The following is an 18,890-nucleotide window of genomic DNA, read 5'->3' as shown; positions in this document are numbered from 1 at the left end:
TTATTCTGTTGTACGCTGATTCTATTACCCTGCTTAATTTGGAATTCAACTCTTCCTGTAACCTGCGTTGCCAGTGGTGTTCGTTGGATCATACAAAGGAACGCAAAGTCATGTCCCGTGCTGTGCTTGAAAAGGTCATGCAGGAGTTGAGTTCAGGGGTGTTCAGTAATCTGCGGCGCATCGACCTGCATAACGGTGGTGAAACATTACTGCATCCAGATCTGCCGGGAATGCTTTCCGTGATTCGCCGCTATAGGCCTTCCATTCCTTCGTCAGTAACCATCGGCCTTCTGACTAACTGCATGTTACTGACTCCGAAAGTTTCCGAACAAATTTGCCGCAGCAGGGCGGTTACACAGGTCCGTTTCAGCATTGACGGCGGTTCTCCTGCTGCATTCGAATCAATTCGCAAAGGCGCAAAGTGGGACGTGGTCCGGCGAAATGTTCAGGCCTTCATGGATATCAACAGCCGCGCCAAGGAACCTGTGCGGACTGAGATAATCTGCATGATCCCGGCAGAAGGTCTTCCCGGCGGGGCAATGGACCCGGAATTCGCCGCACTTCTGCAATTGGCGGATAAAGTCAGTGTGCGAAATCCGCATAATTGGGACGGCAGTGTCGATCTTGGTGTTGATGACAGCGGCTATCAGGTGATTGCCGAGCAACGTGTAGGCGAGGTTTGCTTCCTGTTGCAAAAGAACTTGGTAATCCTGCCCGAGGGCAAAGTCACGGTCTGCTGCAACGATCTTAACGAACGCGGCGTATTCGGTTCCGTGCTGGATAACACCCTGGAAGAACTCGCCGCTCATCCCACCCGCTTGGAGATGATCCGGGCATTCGAGGAAGGGCGTAAGGATGAGATTGATTTGTGTAAGGGGTGTACCGGATTTTATGCCCCCTAAATCCAAACGTCATTCTTCGCAGTAAGCTCACCTCCATCAGCTTCGCCGGTATTCACAACTCCGCGTGGTTCAATGAGCATGACCTTGCATTCTTTTGCTGCAACGGGCTTATGTTCAATTCCTTTCGGGATAACGTACATTTCTCCGGCATTAAGAGTTACTTTCCCATCCCGGAAGAAGATATCCAGTTCTCCTTCGATGACTATGAAAGTTTCATCTGTATCTTTATGATCATGCCAGACGAATTCTCCTTCCAGTTTGGCCATCTTGAACTGGTAATCGTTCATTTCCGCTACTACGCGTGGTGACCAATGTTCTTGGAATTTCGAAAGTTTGTCCTTGAAATTGATGGCCTGATACTTCATGGTGTCTCTCCCTATTTGGATCGATATTTTTGAACTTTCTTGATGGTATACGGCTTCATTTTGTTTTGCCAGTGTGAAATTTAAAGTCTTATTTGAATCCGGTCCCATTTCCAGTTATATCTTGAATATAAAAATTTCCTTCATCCAACGGAGAGAGCGTATGAAGTCTTTTAACGATCAGTCCTTAAAAGAACAATTTGCTGAAATTGAAGCTGAAAAAAGGAAATATACCCACGGTGGTAATTTGCGCCAATTGGCGGACCGGGCCGGGTGTCCTTCTTCCGATATTGTGGATTTTTCTGCCAATATCAATCCGCTGGGACCTCCGGCATGGCTACAGCAGGAAGTTAGCAGGGCTCTTGCCGAAGTTGATCGTTATCCTGACCCGGAATGTACCGAGCTTACCCTTGCGGCCTGCGAGAAATTTTCTGTCTGGCCCACGGAGTGCGTGGCCGGGAACGGTGCTTCAGAATTGATAGCGGCCATTGCGCGAGTGGGCGGATTCAAACGGGCGGTAATCCCGGTTCCCTGTTATGTGGATTATGAGCGTTCCTGCAAGCTTGCAGGATTAAAAACCGAGCATATTCCCCTTGATCCGCAAAAAGCGTTTTCTCCCGATTTTGAGACTCTTTCATCTTTTCTTGCTGCTTCTCCGGCCTTGGTTTTTCTGGCTCAGCCGAACAACCCCACCGGTACAGCCTTTGACCCTGAGGAACTCAAGGCGTTGGCCCGAAAGCATCCTGAATCCCGGTTTGTAATTGATGAATCCTTTGCCGATTTTGTCCCGGGATTGCAGCGTTTGGCCGGACAACGTCCGCCCAACGTAATTACCGTTGTTTCCATGACCAAATTTTACGCTATCCCCGGTTTGCGGCTGGGGCTGGCATTTGCGTCGCCTGATATTATCATGGATATCAAGAATGTGCTGCCCTGCTGGTCGGTGAATATCTTGGCCCAGAAAGTCGGGCTCCGTTGCTTGCGAGATGAGGAATACGAGCGCAAAACCATCGAGACTACGGTCCGTTTGCGTGAAGAATTGGCGCAGGGAATTCTTGAGGTTCCCGGTATTCGGGCCTTACCATCTCAAGCTAATTTCATGCTTTGTCAGGTGCAGCGGGTGGGCATGGATGCTTCCGGGCTCATCGAACATCTGATCAAGAATCGTGTGGCAGTGCGCCATTGCGATAATTTTGATGGATTGGATTCCACTTATTTCCGCATTGCCGTGCGTACTGAGGAAGAAAATCGGGTTCTTCTTGACGGATTGCGTTCTTTCTCCGGTATGGAAGTTGCCGCTCCCAAGCCTCGGAAGACCCCGGCCCTGATGATTCAGGGCACCTGCTCCAATGCCGGTAAATCAATTCTTGCTGCAGCCTTTTGTCGTATTTTTTTGCAGGACGGTTTTAAAGTCGCTCCGTTTAAAGCCCAGAATATGTCGCTTAATTCTTTTGTTACTGATGACGGGTTGGAAATGGGCAGGGCGCAGGTTACTCAGGCTGCGGCCTGCAAGATGTCACCGGATGTACGCATGAATCCTGTGCTGCTCAAACCGGGCAGTGACATCGGTTCGCAGGTAATTGTCATGGGTAAGCCCGTGGGCAATATGAAGGTTCAGAAGTACGTGGAGTACAAGCCTACCGCTTTTGAGGCGGTCAAGGAAGCTTACGATTCCTTAAGCGGCGATACTGATGTGATGGTTATTGAAGGCGCGGGAAGCCCTGCGGAGATAAACCTTAAGCAGCACGATATCGTAAACATGGCAATGGCTGATTATGCCGAAGCCAAGGTGATCATTACTGGGGATATTGACCGGGGCGGCGTTTTTGCCTCCCTTGCCGGAACCATGGATTTACTGGAGCCGAAAGAAAGGGAACTGGTTTGCGGGTTCCTGCTCAATAAATTTCGCGGGGACGCTTCGCTTTTGACTCCGGCACTTGATTTTACGCTAAGCCATACCGGAAAGCCCGTGCTTGGGACTATTCCTTACATCGCGAATCTAGGTTTGCCGGATGAGGACTCTGTTTCATTCAAGGAAGATTTGAAAAAATCCGGATCTGATAGCAAACGCAAAGATTGCGTTGACGTGGTCTGCATCGATTTGCCGCGCATTTCCAATTTTACGGATCTTGATTCACTCAAGGGGGAGCCGGATGTAAACCTGCGAGTGGTTGATAACCCTGAAGACCTCGGAACTCCTGACGCGATAATTCTTCCGGGTAGCAAGTCGACTCTCTCGGACCTTGCTCATCTGCGTGAATCCGGGCTGGCAGAAGCTGTGAAAGGATTGCGTGATAAAGCGGTGATTGTGGGCATCTGCGGCGGTTTCCAGATGTTGGGTCTGTTTATCAGTGACCCGGATGAAATTGAATCCGGCGGTTCTGCTGAAGGATTGGGGATGTTGCCTTTGCAGACCACCCTCGCTCCGGAAAAGACTCTGACCCGAACCACAGGTATGCATTCCCAGAGCAAACTGGAAGTTGTCGGATATGAAATTCATCATGGTAAGACCGAGCCTTTGTTGCCCACAGTGCGTGCGGCCATTGTTCCGCAAGGTATTACCGGGGGAGTACCGATTTCCAAGGTCTTGGGATTCGGTTCCAAGTCCGGTTTGATTTGGGGAACCTATCTGCATGGTATCTTTGATGCCGATGAATTCAGGCGCTGGTTTGTTGATTCCCTTCGGGCCCGCAAGGGGTTGCCCAAGCTGGGCAGAGTGCAGTCTGTTTTCAATATGGAAGAGGGGCTTGACCGCCTTGCTTCCGTGGTCCGCGAGAATGTCGACATGAATGCAGTTTACACTGCCCTAGGTTTTAAGCTCTAGATGTTTTCTTGCTGTTAGCCTTTGAAATAATGTATGCTTCCGGTAAGAGATTTTAATTTATCTTTGGGGGGCTCATGGGCAGGATTGAATGGAATAGCAGCTTGAATCTTGGGATAAAGGAAATAGACGAACAGCACCAAAGTCTGGTGCAGATGATAAATGACATTCTTGAAGCCTTTGCCAAGGGTGAAACTGAATCGGCCGTTGATCGGATTCTGGGGCAATTGCACGAATTCACAGTAATGCATTTCAATGCTGAAGAAAAATATATGGAGAAGATTGAATATCCCTACATTCAGGAACACCGTAATCTCCATGCCGGACTTAAGGGAAAAGTAAAATCATTGCGGTCCGCTCGTTTTCATTATGAAGAAGTTACCCCTGATGAGATAAAAGAGCTGTTGTCCGGTTGGCTGATAGAGCACATCCTGCGCGAAGATTATAAGATTGTGCAGTTTATTAAGCAGGGTGGCGCAAAAGATTGGTCAGAAAATATTAGATAATACCCCTTTATATGTGATTTTAAATGCTTGTCCACCGTATAGGTAGTGAACTTCCTTTGTTATCTTGCCTTGGGGTGATAAACCGGATATCTAAAAGCCGATTATTAATTTAGATACCAATTTTTACCGCTGGAAGTTCGATGATTGCTAAAGTTTCCTGTGCCGCCCTTATGGGTATTGATGCCTTTAAAGTTGATCTGGAAGTTGATTTGACCCGTCAGGGCATGCCTGCATTCACCATGGTCGGTCTGGCCGAGGGAGCGGTTAAGGAAAGTAAGGAACGTGTCTTTTCTGCATTGAAAAATTCCGGTTACCGCATTCCGCCATCACGTATTACGGTGAACCTTGCTCCTGCGGACATCCGAAAGGCTGGTTCAGCGTACGACCTGCCTCTAGCAACATCTTTGCTCGGCGCTGCTGGAGTGATTGACCAGTCTGCCTTGGAAGGTTGGTTTCTCGCCGGGGAGCTTTCATTGAGCGGCGGAATCAAACCTGTGCACGGTGTATTGCCGCTGGCTATTGAAGCAAGGCGTAAGGGGGCTAAAGGTTTGATCGTCAGTCCTGAGAACGTCAATGAAGCAGCGGTGGTGGAAGGTCTTTCCGTATACGGGGTACCGACTCTTTCTCAATTGGTGAATTTTTTGATCGGTGAGGATAATCTCGAGCCTGCAACGGTAGATACAGACCTGCTTTGGTCCGGGCGGCAGTCCTTCGGTATGGACTTTTCAGAAGTCAAAGGACAAGAGCACGCTAAACGGGCTATTGAGATTGGTGCCGCTGGCAACCACAATCTGCTTTTCATCGGTCCTCCGGGCAGCGGCAAGACCATGCTGGCCCGACGCATTCCCACCGTGCTGCCTCCGCTGGTCTTTGAGGAAGCATTGGAGGTCACCAAGATTTACAGTGTTTCAGGACAGCTGGAACGTGATAAGTCACTTATGGTTACCCGGCCTTTCCGTGCTCCGCACCACACTATTTCCGATGCCGGACTGATCGGTGGCGGGGCCTACCCGAAACCGGGAGAAGTTTCATTGGCCCATCGCGGGGTTCTTTTTCTGGATGAACTCCCGGAGTTCAAGAAAAATGTGCTTGAAGTTCTGCGCCAACCGCTTGAAGGCGGAGAAGTTACCATCTCCCGTGCCGCCATGTCTCTTTCTTATCCGGCTGACTTTATGCTTGTCGCCGCTATGAATCCCTGCCCCTGCGGATATTTTACTGATGAACGGCATGCCTGCACCTGTTCTGCACAGGCTGTTGCCCGTTATCGATCCAAGCTTTCCGGGCCGTTATTGGACCGTATTGATTTGCAGATTGAGGTCCCCGCTGTTGAGTATAAGGATTTACGGGATTCCTCCGGGCTTGATTCCGCTTCCATGCGAGCTAATATCGAGCGGGTGCGGAAAATTCAGACCGAGCGTTACAAGGATATGAACATTCTTACTAACAGCGAGTTGTCCGGTTCATCACTGGAGAAATTTTGTAAACTCAGTGAGGCTGAACACACTTTTCTTGAGCAGGCTGTGCGCAATCTCGGACTTTCTGCCCGCGCTTATACCCGAATTTTGCGCATCTCCCGGACCATTGCCGATCTTGCCGGAGCGGATATGATTCAGGTGCAGCATTTAGCTGAGGCTATCAATTACCGCAGTATGGATAGGCAGGGCTGATTTTTGGCGTAATCAGTGTTTTTCTATGAATGTGATAATGTCGTATTTGGTGCATGATTGCCACATTTCAGTAGTTGCCAAGTCCGGCTGGCTGTAATATTACCTACCGTACTGGTTCTTTCAGGGAGGGGTAATGAAGCCGGTAATGAATGCCTTCACCAAGCAGCAAGAGCTTTGGGATCAAATCTTTACAGAGTCCGAAAGTTATTTTGGGGAACAACCAAGCATGTTAGCGCAGAAGTCGCTTGAGCTGTTCCGCGAAAATAATGTTTGTTCTGTATTGGAGTCAGGGTGTGGGCAGGGGCGCGATACATTTTTGTTTGCGCAAGACGGTATCAAGGTTACAGCCCTTGATTATTCCATCCGGGCCGTTGATGAAATTTCCGCCAAAGCTACTTCTTCCTCCCTCTCTTCTTATATTGATTCCCGTTGCTTCGATATCCGCAAACCGCTTCCTTTTGAATCCGAATCCTTTGATGCCTGTTATTCCCATATGCTGCTGTGTATGGAGTTGACTATGGCTGAGATTTCCTGTGCTTTAAGTGAATTACACAGGGTTTTAAAGCCCGGTGGACTGGCTGTTTATTCTGTGCGGTCCATTTTTGACCGCCATTATCGCGCCGGTGAACATCTGGGTGAGAACCTGTATGAGGTCGGAAAGTTTGCGGTTCATTTTTTTAGCGAGGACAAGCTTCGCGGGCTGGCCAGTGGTTTTAAAATCAAATCCATTGAACGGATTGAAGAGGGTGCTCTTCCCAGAGATCTTTTTTGCATTGTGATGGAGAAATGTTCCACTCGCTATGCACCTACGTTTGAATCCTGTTCCGGCGGAAATCGTCAAGCGGACAAAGTGCCATTTGCGCGCAACCGGGCACATTATCACTGCCCCGGTGGAACATGATAGCCTTTCCACGTTTCAGTTGAGACGTCCGAAATAAAAAAAAGTCTGACCAAATTTGGTCAGACTTTTTTTTGTTCAATATTCAATGAAATATTAGAGCAGTTCTTTCAGGTTGGGCACAATGGAAGGAACCTGTTTTTTGTAGTCCATATATTCCTTGCCGAAAAGTTCTTCCAGAACAGCTTCTTCTTCCGGGATGTGGTGCAGGAATTTGTAGTAAGCCACAAAGCTCATGCCAAAGAGCAGCCAAGCCTGAGTGGCAATGGCACTTCCTGTGAAAATGAAGGCGATCCATGCAAAATAGAGCGGGTTGCGCACTATGCCGAAGGTTCCGGTTGTTTCAAGTCGTTCTTCAGCGACGGCTTTTTTTACAGTAACTCCGGAGATGAAAAGAAAGGCTATGCCGATTCCAAGCAGCATGCCGCCCAGAATATTGAATGCCGCACTGGGAAGGAAAGTCATCAAGAAAATTTTGGGAAAGATCAGGGTGATGATCAAAGATGCAAGGCCGTAAATGATTGTAGGCTTGAAGATTTTCAGGCCGACTCCGAATACACTTCTTTTGCGTTCTTCCATTATCTGCTCCACTCTTTTTCCTGTTGATATCAGCACCGTTTCACTTGAATGTGAATAGAAATCCTCACAAGATCATCGTCTAACAGTTTAAAGAAAAGAGCAACAAAAACCGTTTGTTGAGCACTATTCTTTTTTAAAAATATATCTGTGACACATCTCGGTCAGTTCGGTATAAGCCTTCTCCGTGTCCGGTTCTCCGGCTTCGAGTATGCAACGGTGCATTGTCTCTTCCATTGCTCCGCTGACAAGCCGCGCCCCTAAATCTATGTCCTTGATCCTGACTTTTTCCGAGCAGTTTTTAAGTATTTGGGTCACTCCATTTTCCAATGCCTGTACTATGCTGCGGTCCAGATTAGCCATCTGGGCTTCCCTGTTTTTCAGGGCCAGTATTTCACGGTGCAGCTCTGTTGATAGAGTGTGGGCCTGTTTCGCGGTTTCCACAATATAAGCGGTGATTTCTCGTGAACCTTTAGTGTATGGAGCATTATCTGCAAAATTACCATAAACGCCTTTTGTGATGCTGGCGGCATATGCCTCACTTACTTGATCAAGAAGTTCTTTTTTGTCTTTGAAGTAACTGTAGAATGATCCCACTGAAACTTTGGCTTCATGTGCAATTTCGGTAGTCCCGGTTTTGTGGAACCCTTTTTCAGAGAACAGTTTCATCCCGGCAACAATGATTCGGCGTTTTTTCTCCTGACTTCGTTTCTGGGTTGGTGTCCGGGTCATATTATCTCCTGAGTTTTATAATTTAATTTTATGAATATAAATTCATATTCATATTGTCAATAAATATGAATTTTTATTCATGTTTGGAGATATTACATGAAAAGAAGAAAGCCCGGCACTATTAAGCGCCGGGCTAAAAATGTTTGAGCAAATCAGTTATGCCGGATTAGATGGATTGGGCAGGAATTTGATGTCGATTTCCTGCTTGAGTCCATTCATGAATTCACGGAATTCCCTTTCCTGATGAGGGCTGTAGCGTAGCAGCAGGATCCCTTTGAATCGGTCGGCAATGGTGAAAAGTGCGAGATTGTCCACGGCCTCCATGAGGAAACGAAAGATTGCAATATCAGAAGGTGCAATCTGAATATACATGCGGGAGGAATTCTCCGGCGGCGGTGGCAGGGGACGCGGACGAGGTTTTCTTTTTCTACGGGCCATATCTTTAAACTATATTTTGCCTCCGGCGGCCCTTCGGGAACCAAAGAACCCTTTGGAAAGGGTTCTCTGGACTCTCCTAAACTTTTTAGTAAGGCTTCGCCGTTTTGGTTAGTACAATTATACGTGTTTAGTATTAGTTAAAACAACTAAAACGTTTTGGGATTCTTAAACCCTTTTGGAAAAGGGGTTAAGGCCCCCGGCAGGGTCGCCGAAGGCTTACAAAATCTTATATCCGTCTTCAGTTATGAGCACCATGTATTCCCAGCGGATACCGCCCCAATCGGAGTAGTAGAGACCGGGCTCCACAGTGATAACCATACCCGGCTTAAGTTCACCGGAAGCAATGGGGCTGACACTGGGCGGCTCATGTGTTTCAAGGCCGATACCGTGTCCTAGCGAATGGGTAAAGTACTTTTCCACTCCGTATTTTTCAAAAACAGCTTTGGCGGTGTGGTAGGCGTGCTGGATCGGGAGACCGGGACGCAGCACTTTGATGGCTTCCATCTGTGCTTCCTGCACCTGATCGCGCACGGTAAGAAAACGGTCGGAAGGCTTGTCGCCGACCCAGAATGTACGGGTTTGGTCGGAACAATAATCGCCCACGCGGCCACCCATATCGATAAGCACCAGCGAACCGTCCTCAAGCTTGTCATTGCCGGGGATGGCGTGGGGCAGAGCCGCATTAGGGCCGATGCCGACAATGCTGGGGAAAGAAAGTTCGGACGCACCGTTGTTACGGAAAAGCTGTTCAACGTCCCATGCTATTTCAGCCTCTGTGCGACCGGGGACAAGCTTAGGTTCAAGCAGCTCATATACCCTGTGGTTCAGGGCGCAGGATTCTTCCATGAGTTTGATTTCAGTTTCATCCTTGATCAGGCGAAGATCTTCCACCAATCCTGAAACAGGTTTGAGCTCGCAGAAATCATTAAGCTTTTCGTGCTCGAAAATATTGATGGATTTCGGATCGTAAGAAATCTTCTTGAAGCCGTTTGATTTGAAGAAATCACGCAGGGCATCGAATTTACGGCCTGAATAAATGAAGATATCATCTTCTTTCCAGACTTTGCGGGCCGCATCGTGATAGCGGGGGTCGGTGAGCAGAAAATCCCGGCCTGCAGGATCAATGATCAGCCAGCCTGCTGTCTCATTGCACTGGGGATCGTGAAGTTCAAAGCCGCTGAGGTAGTAGCGGTTGGCTGCGAAGCTGACCAGAAGAGGGGGATGTCCGCGATCCTTAAGGCGTTTGCGAACATTCTCCCGCCGTTGTTCGTAAGTGGCGGTGGAAATTGTCATGTGCTTAACTGATCCTGTATGTGGTTTCCGGCTGCCCGTTTATCATCCGTTCAGCCCATTCTACTCCCTGCATTACAGAATGATCCATGTTTGAAACTTCGTACTTCCAGCCGCCGAAACGACCGCGGGAATAGATGTTCATGGATTCAAGGGCAGGCTGAAGAACTTTTAACGCTTCATCGCGTTGCAGGCAAGGGATGGGATAGCCGTAATCCACATTAATTGACCAGCGCGAAATAATGTCTTTGCGGTCCTCTTCTTTCAGCATGTCAGTATTGACCAAGCCGTCTTCGACTTCTCTCATTATGTTGTTCTTATCGATAGCCTTGTCATTTGAGTATGAAACTTCACACATAAGCGCCCGTCCTTTGCCGGGTTGCGGTGTGTTGTTTGGCGAGTAGTTGTGGAAATTGGTAACCCTGTAAAACGGGTTGTCATTTTCAGGAAAGTACATCCAGCAGCGGGAATCAGGTTTGGAGCTGGACAGTCCGATACCGGCCACAATCACACTGTTGTGTTTCAAAGCTTGGGCTGCGTTGATGAGTTGTGCGGCAGGGGCAGCCAGCCAGCGGGAAGCGAGAATATCTATGGGACCGGTGTTGAGCAGGTGTTCATATTCATATGAATTACCTTTGGTGTCGGTAACAGTTTTCGCCAGCGGATCAATGACAGCCACATTGGTATCATATTTAATATAATCGGAAACAGTTTTCGCCAGATTTATGAAAATGGCTCCGGTTCCTCCTTTAAGGGGAAATTTGAATTTGTTGTTCGGACCCCATGAAAGCTGATCCTGCTCAAGGAGAATATTTTTGAGCACAGAAGGAAGATCAACCACGCTGACCCGTTCACCGATCCATGAGAAGGACATGTTTTCGGGACGGGTGGCCCATACCTTATAGTTATAAGGTTCCATAAAATGCTTGGCGATGCCCTTGCCGAAGATGGAATGAATCCATTCAAGAAAGTTGTTCGGCTTATTTTCAGAACGTTCTCCGGGCAGGAGGCCGCGCACGCATTCCCATTTTTCTTGATTGGGAAGGTAACGAATATTGTTTTGGAAGGGGTATGGAACCCAGCTATGAAGAATGCGGACCCACGATTCGCGCAAGTGTTCTATATATTCACCCTTAAGCACGTCTTCGATCATTTTGTCATAATAGTCGTAATGGGAAAACATCACATGTCCGCCAATGTCCCATGTAAATCCTTTGGAATCGGTAAAGCTGGAAGCCAGCCCTCCCGCCCAGGAATTTTTTTCCAGTACGAGGAATGATTTTTCACCAAGTTCAGAAAGCCTGCGAGCCGCTCCAAGGCCGGTGGGACCCGCGCCGATTATGACATATCTGTATTTCATAGTGCTTACTCCGCAACATAGAATTTTTTGTTTTAAGTTATAGAAGCAATCCCTATGCCAGACATATTTAAGAATTTTGTCCGGATTTGTGTTTCGAAAAATATTAAAAAAAGATTTTTTAGTAACGTGCTGATTTTTAATGCTTTATAATGTTGATGAAGTGTTAAAGTTACACTGTAACTGATCTTCCTTTTATGCGTAACAGGTTTGTAACTAAGTTCGGATAGACCATTGCTCAACGCTAGAAAACGGACGCGGTAAAAATGAACTGAGTCTGAAATCAAAATTCCATTATTTGGAGGAAAACTAGAATGAAAAAAATTATTGCTCTCGTTGCTGTGATGGTAATGGCTTTTACAGGTTCTGCATTTGCAGGTTCTATTCAGGTCAAAGGTTCAACTACTGTTCTGCCTCTCATGCAGAAATCAGCTGAAGCTTTCATGAAAGCCAATCCTAATGTTTCTATCTCCATTTCCGGTGGCGGTTCTTCCAACGGTGCAAAAGCGCTCATCGACGGTACCACCGATATCGCCATGATGTCTCGCGACATGAAAGGCAGCGAAATCCAGAAAGCTACCGACAACGGTCGCAAGCCCTCCCAGTTTATCGTTGCACTTGACTGCATCGTTCCTGTTGTAAACCCCGGCAACCCTGTTTCCAAGCTTTCTAAGGATCAGCTCTGGGGCATTTACACCGGTAAAATTACCAACTGGAAAGAAGTTGGCGGCGAAGATGCAAAAATCGTTGTTATCTCCCGCGACACCTCCTCCGGTACTTATGACTGCTGGAAGAGCAAAGTAATGAAGCACGACGGCAAAAAACACCGCGTATTCCCCGGCGCTCTGCTTCAGGCTTCCAACGGTGCTGTTGCACAGGCTGTTTCCAAGAACAAAAAAGCCATCGGTTACGTAGGTCTTGCTTACCTGAACAAAGAGCTCAAAGGTGTTGATGTTAACGGTGTTGGAGCTTCCGTTGCTACTGCTAAAGACGGTTCCTACCCCATCTCTCGTGGCCTGAACCTTTACACTCCCGGCGCACCCACAGGTGAATCCAAAGCTCTCATCGATTTCATGATGAGCCCCGCCGGTCAGAAGCTTGCTGCTGATACCGGTTTCATCCCCGTAAAATAATACAGGCTTTCCGGAAAAGCCGGGTCCGATAGAATAAGTACAAAGTCCGGGGGGATTTCAAAAGTCCCCCCGGAATTTCAAGTATCCAAGACTAACAATAAAAAACAATTTTTTATATCAGGGGAAAAGTTGTGATTACGTCCCGCAATATCTGTTTACTGCTCATCACCCTCGCAGTTGTGGCCGGAGCTTATGCCTATAAGCTGGGTATAAGCACTGAAGCTGAACAGATTTTTATTTCCTCCGCTGAGAAGGTGGCACAAAGGGGAGACTATTCCATGAGTGCCGCTGGTGCGCTCAAGAAAGTCATGATGCTCTCAACTCATGAAGTTGCAGAGACCACAGAAGAAAGTGGTTTGAGCAGAGCGGAAAAAGAACTCAGAATGAAAGAGCTTAATTCTGAGTTGAACAGGGTTTACACCTATGTCCGCACTGATCCCGAAGTCATGGGTAAAAATAAGGCCGATCTTATAACCATGACCAGTATCAAAGCCAGTGCAGAGAACATGGTTTCGTCCCGATCAATAGGTTGGTATGTCCTGTGTGGAGTTCTTACGCTTCTGGGGGCAGTCATTTTCGCTCTTTCCAATCTTTCTCTCAGCAGGCGCACAGTTGAGCGCATAATTCATTCTATTTTTCTGGGAACTGCTTTCACCTCTATTCTGGTCCTCTTCCTGATTATGATGTTTCTTTTCATCGAAGGCCTGCCCATTTTTAAGCATGTTTCCGTCACCGACTTTATTTTCGGCCACGAATGGTATCCCACTGATGAAGACCCTGCATTCGGTATCTGGCCTCTGATCGTAGGTTCCGGAGCGGTAACCATGCTTTCATCACTTATCGCGATTCCCCTTGGTGTGATGACTGCGATTTACCTTGCTGAAATCGCCCCGCTCAAGGTGCGTAACATTGTTAAGCCGGCTGTTGAAATGCTGGCCGCCCTGCCTTCTGTCGTTATCGGTTTCTTCGGTATGGTTGTGGTTGCCCCCTTCCTGCAGGATACATTCGATATCGCTGTTGGCCTGAACCTTTTCAATGCTTCGGTCATGCTTGCTTTCATGGCTGTTCCGACCATTACCAGTATTTCCGAGGATGCCCTTTACTCAGTTCCTCCGGAACTTAAAGAGGCTTCCCTCGCTCTGGGCGCCACACACTGGCAATCAATTTATAAAGTTATCGTACCGGCTTCACTTTCCGGTATTTCTACCGGGGTTATCCTTGGTATGGCCCGTTCAATCGGCGAGACTATGGTTGTTCTTATGGTTGCAGGTGGCGCAGGTCTGTTGCCTACTTCGATATTTGATCCGGTCCGTCCCATGCCTGCATCAATTGCTGCTGAAATGGGCGAAGCTCCTTTTCATAGTGATCATTACTATGCGCTCTTCGCAATCGGCATGGTGCTTTTCCTGTTTACCATGGCTTTCAACCTCATCGCTGATTACGTGGCCCATAAATACAAACAGGTCGGTTCCGCCTCCCTGTAACTGAAACGCACGGGAAAACAATTGGTGAAAGAAATGAATAATGCTGAAACAATAGAACAAGTGGAATCCATGATGGAAAGTAATGTTGAAGTAGCCGAGACCATGATGGAACCGGGTAAAAATAATTATTCTATGCGCGAGAAGATCCAGAAGGTGGTCTTTTTGTTGTTCAAAGGCGCAGCTGCCGTTAACGGTCTTGCCCTACTGATCATTGTCGGCTTCGTACTCTATTACGGCCTCCCGGCCATGAGCTGGGAGTTCCTCACTGAGAATCCACGCGAGTCCATGACCGCAGGTGGTATTTTCCCCTGTATTGTGGGAACCATCGTGCTTAGTTACGGTGCGTTGATGATTGCCCTGCCTTGGGGAATCGCTACAGCCATCTATCTTAATGAGTATGCAACTTCACCCAGACTGGTGCGCATTATTCGTCTGGGAATCAATAACCTTGCAGGTGTTCCATCTGTTGTTTTCGGACTCTTCGGACTTTCTCTGTTCGTTACCGTTATGGGTATGGGCGTCAGCATCCTGGCCGGAGTCTGCACCCTCGGTGCATTGGCACTGCCGCTGGTTATCGGAGCATCCGAAGAAGCGCTTCGTTCTGTTCCCCAGACCTACCGCGAAGCATCGCTCGGTCTCGGAGCTACCAAGTGGCAGACTATATACAAAGTTGTACTGCCCGCAGCTCTGCCCGGAATGCTCACCGGCGCTATCCTGACCCTTTCAAGGGCTGCCGGGGAAACCGCTGCTATCATGTTTACCGCAGCTGTGTTCTTCACCCCGGAAATGCCGGAATCCCTTTTTGATGATGTAATGGCTCTTCCTTATCATATCTACGTTCTGGCAACCGCCGGTACTGAGATCGAAAAGACAAGGCATATTCAGTACGGTACATCTCTTGTGTTGATTACCTTAGTGCTGAGCATGAATATGCTGGCTATCTACATCAGGGCAAAGATGCAGAAAAAAGGTAACAAGTAAATTTCGTCCTCACCCTCTTGACCGTGCTTGGAACGGCCTGTGCGTATATGCGTGCGGGCCGTTTCTATTTTATGTCTCCGACGGATATGCTTTTGCGCATGGTCGACCATATAGTTCATGACTCGGGCTGTCATGATATTCATTTCGACCTTGTGGGTGGCGGTATTTTCCCCGGTAGAGTAAGGAATTAACTTGAGTGGAAGTACGAAGAGTCTAAGTTGTTATAGACTTATAATGCTGTGGTTTATTGAAGTAATTGAAATTATGTCTGACTGTGAGCGTGCGTAATTATTTATCTATGTGAATTATGTTGCGACCGGAATGTTTGCTTAAATAAACTTGTTCGTCGGCTCTTTTAATTGCTGAGGATATTGTTTCCTTAGCTCTGACTGCAACACCACCAATTGAAGCGGTGACGGAGATGTGTTCATTATTTAAATTGATCCATGACTGTTCAATCAGCTTGCGAAGGCGCTCAGCCAGCTTTTCCAGTTCTTGAATTTCTACATCAGGGATGAAAATGACAAATTCATCTCCTCCCCAACGACTGGCGATGTCTGTCGGTCGCAAAGTGGAGATTATCGTATTGGCTACCATAGTCAGAACCTTATCGCCTATATGATGACCGAATCTGTCATTGAAGGTCTTGAAGTTATCGATATCTACAAAGAGAATTCCGAGTCTATGGTTTTTGCATTTAATTAATTTTTCAAAATGATCTACAGTTAGGGCAATACTGCGCCTGTTTGCCAGCCCCGTAAGAGGATCGGTCATGGCTTTTTGCCGCAATAGTTCAAGCTCTTGAATCAGATCTGAATTTCTGTCTATTTTTTTAAAAATCTCCGCAGCACCGGTGATTTTACCCAGCTTATCTTTCACAGGGAAAGCTTTGACATTAATTAATACCCTATGCCCGTGTTTATGATGCATGAATACGTTTGCCTCTCGAACCTTACCATCGTTCATGGTCGCTTCAAGAGGACATCCGTTTTCGCACAGGTTAACACCATTTTCATCGATATGGCGCAGCAGGTTGTCCTTGCAACTCGTCCCTGTGACATCGTGGGCAGAATAGCCGGATATTATTTCAGCACCCTTACTCCAGAAGGTAATAGATCGCTGCTTGTTTAAAATGTAGATTCCGTCGCTAACGGAATCTAAGAAATCTTCATGTAACTTATCAGGCATATCTATCCATTTGAAGAAGTATTATTGTCAATATTGATAATATATATTATTACTTATTTCGTCAAGTTGACCCTGAGTTGCCTGATTGCTGCGAGCCCTTTAATATAGGGGTTTAGGGCATAGATTCCTTTTGAAATGTCGGATCATACCAGAGTGGCGGTTCGCTTGGAGCATCTGACCGTGCGCAGCCCTGCCAAATCCCTTTTTCTTTCATGTTTTTTTCAATTTCATTAAGTACAGTGCGTTTCATGCGCACCCATTCCGGTGCGATAAGTCCTCCGGGTACGGCATCAGCCTTAAGGCGGTGAATGACTATGTCGGTACGCAGGATAGAGATGGCTTCCACCAGCATGGAGATGTATTCATCCTGCTCAATGGGAGCATATTCGCCCGCTTCGTAGAGCTTGGTTAGAGGAGTGCCCTTACCAACGAAAAGGTTGTGAAACTTGATCCCGGCAATGGGTAGATTGTTTAGAAAACGGACTGATTCGAGGAAATCGTCAGCAGTCTCTCCGGGCAGTCCGGCTATGAGGTGTGCGCAGACATCCAATCCGTGTGCGTGAGCCATTTTTACGGCCTCGGCAAATCGTTCGGCAGTATGACCACGGTTGATTCGTTCAAGGGTTGCGTTGTTTGAGCTTTGCAGACCGAGGTCCAGCCATGTCTCTTTGAGTCCCATGCTTTTGATCAAAGAAAGTTTATCATCATCAAGGCAGTCAGGACGGGTGCCTATGCATAGCCCGGCCAGTCCGGGGAGTCCGTTCAGCTGGTCAAGGGCGCACTTTAGTTCCTCGTAGCTGCAATAGGTATTGGAATAGGATTGCAGGTAGGCAAGATAGAGCTTGGCGGTGTAAAGTTTAGAAAGTTTTTCCTGCCAGTGGGCCCATTGCTCCGGGATGGACATTGAAAGGCCGTGCAATCCTGAGCCTGAACCCTGCGGGCTGCAGAAAATACATCCCTTTCGGGAAATGGAACCGTCCCTGTTAGGGCAGGTGAATCCGAAATCAAGCGGAATTTTCTGGACCCGTTCCCCGAAACTTTGTCTCAGGCGGGCAGCTAAACCGTAAAAACGGTGCATGAAATCTCCTTATTTGAAGTTTTTAAGGCTGTTTATTTGCAATTTAGTTGTAAAAGTCTGTTTTTACGGACTGTTATGGCGATAAGGCAGTAACTGATCGAAGTGCTGTAATGTGTTGCCTGCTACACTTTCTTCTGCTAGTTAACTCCTAGGATTTTCTTTTGATAGACGTTAAGTCCGCCTCCTGTGAGGTGTTTTAGAATCACATTTTTTTTGGAGTTTCCAGTTTAATATGGCATCGATTTTCGACAAGATACTCGGTTCGTTTTCCAGTGACCTTGCAATCGACCTCGGTACAGCTAACACACTGGTTTATGTAAAAGGTAAGGGCGTTATGCTCAGCGAACCTTCTGTGGTCGCTGTGAAGAGAGACGTTAACGGCGGTAGCAAGGTCCTCGCCGTTGGGTTGGAAGCCAAGAGGATGCTTGGTCGAACTCCCGGTAACATCGTGGCTATCAGACCCATGAAAGACGGCGTTATTGCTGACTTTGAAGTAACTGAAGCCATGTTGCGCCATTTCATTTCAAAAGTCCATAACAGCCGCAGGCTGGTCCGTCCCCGGATCATGATCTGCGTGCCCACCGGGATTACCCAGGTGGAAAAAAGGGCGGTCAAGGAAAGTGCCCAGTCTGCCGGTGCCCGTGAGGTTTACCTCATTGAGGAGCCAATGGCGGCGGCAATAGGTGCCAACCTGCCGATCACCGAACCTACCTCCAACATGGTTGTAGATATCGGCGGCGGTACTTCCGAAATCGCGGTTATCTCCCTTTCCGGTATTGTTTACGCCCGTTCCGTACGTGTGGGTGGTGACAAAATGGATGAAGCCATCATGCAGCATGTGAAGCGCAAGTACTCCATGCTTATCGGTGAATCCACTGCCGAATCCATCAAGATTAAGATCGGTTCCGCATTCCCGCTGGAAGAGGAACTGGAGATGGAAGTTAAAGGTCGTGACCTCGTGACCGGTATCCCTCAGAATATTCTGATCACTTCCGAAGAGATCAGGAAAGCAATTTCCGAACAGGTGGATTCCATTGTTCAGGGTGTTCGTGTGGCCCTTGAGCAGACTCCGCCTGAACTTGCAGCCGACATCGTTGACCGGGGTATTGTGCTTACCGGCGGCGGGGCACTGCTTAAGGGGCTGGATCAGCTCCTGAGTCAGGAAACCCACCTGCCCATCACTGTGGTTGATATGCCCCTTGATGCTGTTGTTGTCGGTTCCGGTAGAGCTTTAGATGAAATAAACATCTATAAAGACGTAACTATTGATTAATTGTCCGCTCCTTTTGCCGCGGATGGAATCGAGTGCACCAGTTACGGCTGAGGGCATAGTTTTTTGCGGATTTTATCTGCAAAAAGCTATGTCCTCAGAAATTAACCGCACCCGGATTTGAGATTGATTTCGATTCTCTCAGTCCGGTTTTTTCGTCTTTCTGGTTATAGCTTTTTTCTATTTATTTTTTAATCTCTGCTCTCA

17 protein-coding genes are annotated in these 18,890 nt (G+C 47.7%); 9 read left to right on the top strand and 8 right to left on the bottom strand.

What is annotated here, in order from left to right; translation table 11 throughout:
- Positions 1-8: 8 nt before the first annotated feature.
- Complete coding sequence (locus tag ACNI23_RS13645) at positions 9-902, top strand: radical SAM/SPASM domain-containing protein (protein WP_420249450.1); 894 nt, start codon at positions 9-11, stop codon at positions 900-902.
- On the opposite strand, the gene ACNI23_RS13640 is transcribed toward ACNI23_RS13645, so the two are convergent.
- Positions 899-1,267 (bottom strand): cupin domain-containing protein, encoded by a 369-nt coding sequence (locus tag ACNI23_RS13640; RefSeq protein WP_420249448.1) that lies wholly within the window; start codon positions 1,265-1,267, stop codon positions 899-901. The two genes, ACNI23_RS13645 and ACNI23_RS13640, sit on opposite strands and share 4 nt — an antisense overlap.
- 160 nt (positions 1,268-1,427) lie before the next feature.
- Between ACNI23_RS13640 and ACNI23_RS13635 the strand changes: the two genes are divergently transcribed.
- The 4 genes from ACNI23_RS13635 to ACNI23_RS13620 all read left to right on the top strand — a co-directional run bounded on the left by ACNI23_RS13635 (position 1,428) and on the right by ACNI23_RS13620 (position 7,159).
- Positions 1,428-4,088 carry a cobyric acid synthase gene (locus ACNI23_RS13635; RefSeq protein ID WP_420249446.1) on the top strand — a complete coding sequence of 887 codons (2,661 nt, stop codon included), beginning with the start codon at positions 1,428-1,430 and terminating at the stop codon, positions 4,086-4,088.
- Between the two features lie 74 nt (positions 4,089-4,162).
- Positions 4,163-4,591: a bacteriohemerythrin gene (locus tag ACNI23_RS13630; protein ID WP_420249445.1), complete on the top strand. Its 429-nt coding sequence runs from the start codon at positions 4,163-4,165 to the stop codon at positions 4,589-4,591.
- Positions 4,592-4,731: 140 nt separating this feature from the next.
- Positions 4,732-6,258, top strand: coding sequence for a YifB family Mg chelatase-like AAA ATPase (locus ACNI23_RS13625; protein WP_420249443.1), 1,527 nt, complete (start codon positions 4,732-4,734; stop codon positions 6,256-6,258).
- A 133-nt stretch (positions 6,259-6,391) separates the two neighbouring features.
- Positions 6,392-7,159 (top strand): class I SAM-dependent methyltransferase, encoded by a 768-nt coding sequence (locus tag ACNI23_RS13620; protein ID WP_420249442.1) that lies wholly within the window; start codon positions 6,392-6,394, stop codon positions 7,157-7,159.
- 93 nt (positions 7,160-7,252) lie between these two features.
- Here the strand turns inward: ACNI23_RS13620 and ACNI23_RS13615 are convergent, their stop codons facing one another.
- From ACNI23_RS13615 to ACNI23_RS13595, 5 genes are all read right to left on the bottom strand, one after another.
- On the bottom strand, positions 7,253-7,735 hold the full coding sequence (locus ACNI23_RS13615) for a methyltransferase family protein (protein ID WP_420249440.1): 483 nt from the start codon (positions 7,733-7,735) through the stop codon (positions 7,253-7,255).
- Between the two features lie 123 nt (positions 7,736-7,858).
- Positions 7,859-8,464, bottom strand: coding sequence for a TetR/AcrR family transcriptional regulator (locus ACNI23_RS13610; RefSeq protein WP_420249439.1), 606 nt, complete (start codon positions 8,462-8,464; stop codon positions 7,859-7,861).
- A gap of 156 nt (positions 8,465-8,620) precedes the next feature.
- Positions 8,621-8,836 carry a DUF4911 domain-containing protein gene (locus ACNI23_RS13605; RefSeq protein ID WP_420249437.1) on the bottom strand — a complete coding sequence of 72 codons (216 nt, stop codon included), beginning with the start codon at positions 8,834-8,836 and terminating at the stop codon, positions 8,621-8,623.
- A 282-nt stretch (positions 8,837-9,118) separates the two neighbouring features.
- A complete protein-coding gene (locus tag ACNI23_RS13600) occupies positions 9,119-10,195 on the bottom strand; it encodes a M24 family metallopeptidase (RefSeq protein ID WP_420249435.1) in 1,077 nt (358 codons plus the stop codon).
- A gap of 4 nt (positions 10,196-10,199) precedes the next feature.
- A complete protein-coding gene (locus ACNI23_RS13595) occupies positions 10,200-11,552 on the bottom strand; it encodes a protoporphyrinogen/coproporphyrinogen oxidase (RefSeq protein ID WP_420249434.1) in 1,353 nt (450 codons plus the stop codon).
- A 311-nt stretch (positions 11,553-11,863) separates the two neighbouring features.
- Between ACNI23_RS13595 and ACNI23_RS13590 the strand changes: the two genes are divergently transcribed.
- The 3 genes from ACNI23_RS13590 to pstA all read left to right on the top strand — a co-directional run bounded on the left by ACNI23_RS13590 (position 11,864) and on the right by pstA (position 15,147).
- A complete protein-coding gene (locus tag ACNI23_RS13590; RefSeq protein WP_420249432.1) occupies positions 11,864-12,682 on the top strand; it encodes a PstS family phosphate ABC transporter substrate-binding protein in 819 nt (272 codons plus the stop codon).
- Positions 12,683-13,302: 620 nt separating this feature from the next.
- Positions 13,303-14,166, top strand: coding sequence for a phosphate ABC transporter permease subunit PstC (gene pstC / locus ACNI23_RS13585; protein WP_420250572.1), 864 nt, complete (start codon positions 13,303-13,305; stop codon positions 14,164-14,166).
- A gap of 132 nt (positions 14,167-14,298) precedes the next feature.
- Positions 14,299-15,147 carry a phosphate ABC transporter permease PstA gene (pstA, locus tag ACNI23_RS13580; protein ID WP_420250571.1) on the top strand — a complete coding sequence of 283 codons (849 nt, stop codon included), beginning with the start codon at positions 14,299-14,301 and terminating at the stop codon, positions 15,145-15,147.
- Between the two features lie 288 nt (positions 15,148-15,435).
- Here pstA and ACNI23_RS13575 read toward each other — a convergent pair whose 3' ends face one another.
- Positions 15,436-16,335: a diguanylate cyclase gene (locus ACNI23_RS13575; RefSeq protein WP_420249430.1), complete on the bottom strand. Its 900-nt coding sequence runs from the start codon at positions 16,333-16,335 to the stop codon at positions 15,436-15,438.
- A gap of 112 nt (positions 16,336-16,447) precedes the next feature.
- Positions 16,448-17,413 carry a tRNA modification radical SAM protein MnmL/YtqA gene (gene mnmL / locus ACNI23_RS13570; RefSeq protein WP_420249428.1) on the bottom strand — a complete coding sequence of 322 codons (966 nt, stop codon included), beginning with the start codon at positions 17,411-17,413 and terminating at the stop codon, positions 16,448-16,450.
- Positions 17,414-17,645: 232 nt separating this feature from the next.
- Between mnmL and ACNI23_RS13565 the strand changes: the two genes are divergently transcribed.
- Entirely contained in the window at positions 17,646-18,686 is a 1,041-nt protein-coding gene (locus ACNI23_RS13565) for a rod shape-determining protein (protein ID WP_015853329.1), read from the top strand.
- Positions 18,687-18,890: the final 204 nt, after the last annotated feature.

Origin of the sequence: Maridesulfovibrio pacificus (SeqCode) (assembly GCF_048612815.1) — a bacterium.
In the GTDB taxonomy this organism is placed as follows: Bacteria; Desulfobacterota; Desulfovibrionia; order Desulfovibrionales; family Desulfovibrionaceae; genus Maridesulfovibrio; species Maridesulfovibrio pacificus.
This window is presented reverse-complemented; position numbering and strand designations above follow the sequence as displayed.

What these genes read in the sequence shown, in the direction of transcription:
- ACNI23_RS13575 (WP_420249430.1), bottom strand. Translation starts at nt 16,335, where the DNA reads ATGCCTGATAAGTTACATGAAGATTTCTTAGATTCCGTTAGCGACGGA.
- ACNI23_RS13615 (WP_420249440.1), bottom strand. Translation starts at nt 7,735, where the DNA reads ATGGAAGAACGCAAAAGAAGTGTATTCGGAGTCGGCCTGAAAATCTTC.
- ACNI23_RS13630 (WP_420249445.1), top strand. Translation starts at nt 4,163, where the DNA reads ATGGGCAGGATTGAATGGAATAGCAGCTTGAATCTTGGGATAAAGGAA.
- ACNI23_RS13605 (WP_420249437.1), bottom strand. Translation starts at nt 8,836, where the DNA reads ATGTATATTCAGATTGCACCTTCTGATATTGCAATCTTTCGTTTCCTC.
- pstA (WP_420250571.1), top strand. Translation starts at nt 14,299, where the DNA reads ATGCGCGAGAAGATCCAGAAGGTGGTCTTTTTGTTGTTCAAAGGCGCA.
- ACNI23_RS13610 (WP_420249439.1), bottom strand. Translation starts at nt 8,464, where the DNA reads ATGACCCGGACACCAACCCAGAAACGAAGTCAGGAGAAAAAACGCCGA.
- ACNI23_RS13635 (WP_420249446.1), top strand. Translation starts at nt 1,428, where the DNA reads ATGAAGTCTTTTAACGATCAGTCCTTAAAAGAACAATTTGCTGAAATT.
- ACNI23_RS13625 (WP_420249443.1), top strand. Translation starts at nt 4,732, where the DNA reads ATGATTGCTAAAGTTTCCTGTGCCGCCCTTATGGGTATTGATGCCTTT.
- mnmL (WP_420249428.1), bottom strand. Translation starts at nt 17,413, where the DNA reads ATGCACCGTTTTTACGGTTTAGCTGCCCGCCTGAGACAAAGTTTCGGG.
- ACNI23_RS13565 (WP_015853329.1), top strand. Translation starts at nt 17,646, where the DNA reads ATGGCATCGATTTTCGACAAGATACTCGGTTCGTTTTCCAGTGACCTT.
- ACNI23_RS13620 (WP_420249442.1), top strand. Translation starts at nt 6,392, where the DNA reads ATGAAGCCGGTAATGAATGCCTTCACCAAGCAGCAAGAGCTTTGGGAT.
- ACNI23_RS13600 (WP_420249435.1), bottom strand. Translation starts at nt 10,195, where the DNA reads ATGACAATTTCCACCGCCACTTACGAACAACGGCGGGAGAATGTTCGC.
- ACNI23_RS13595 (WP_420249434.1), bottom strand. Translation starts at nt 11,552, where the DNA reads ATGAAATACAGATATGTCATAATCGGCGCGGGTCCCACCGGCCTTGGA.
- ACNI23_RS13640 (WP_420249448.1), bottom strand. Translation starts at nt 1,267, where the DNA reads ATGAAGTATCAGGCCATCAATTTCAAGGACAAACTTTCGAAATTCCAA.
- ACNI23_RS13590 (WP_420249432.1), top strand. Translation starts at nt 11,864, where the DNA reads ATGAAAAAAATTATTGCTCTCGTTGCTGTGATGGTAATGGCTTTTACA.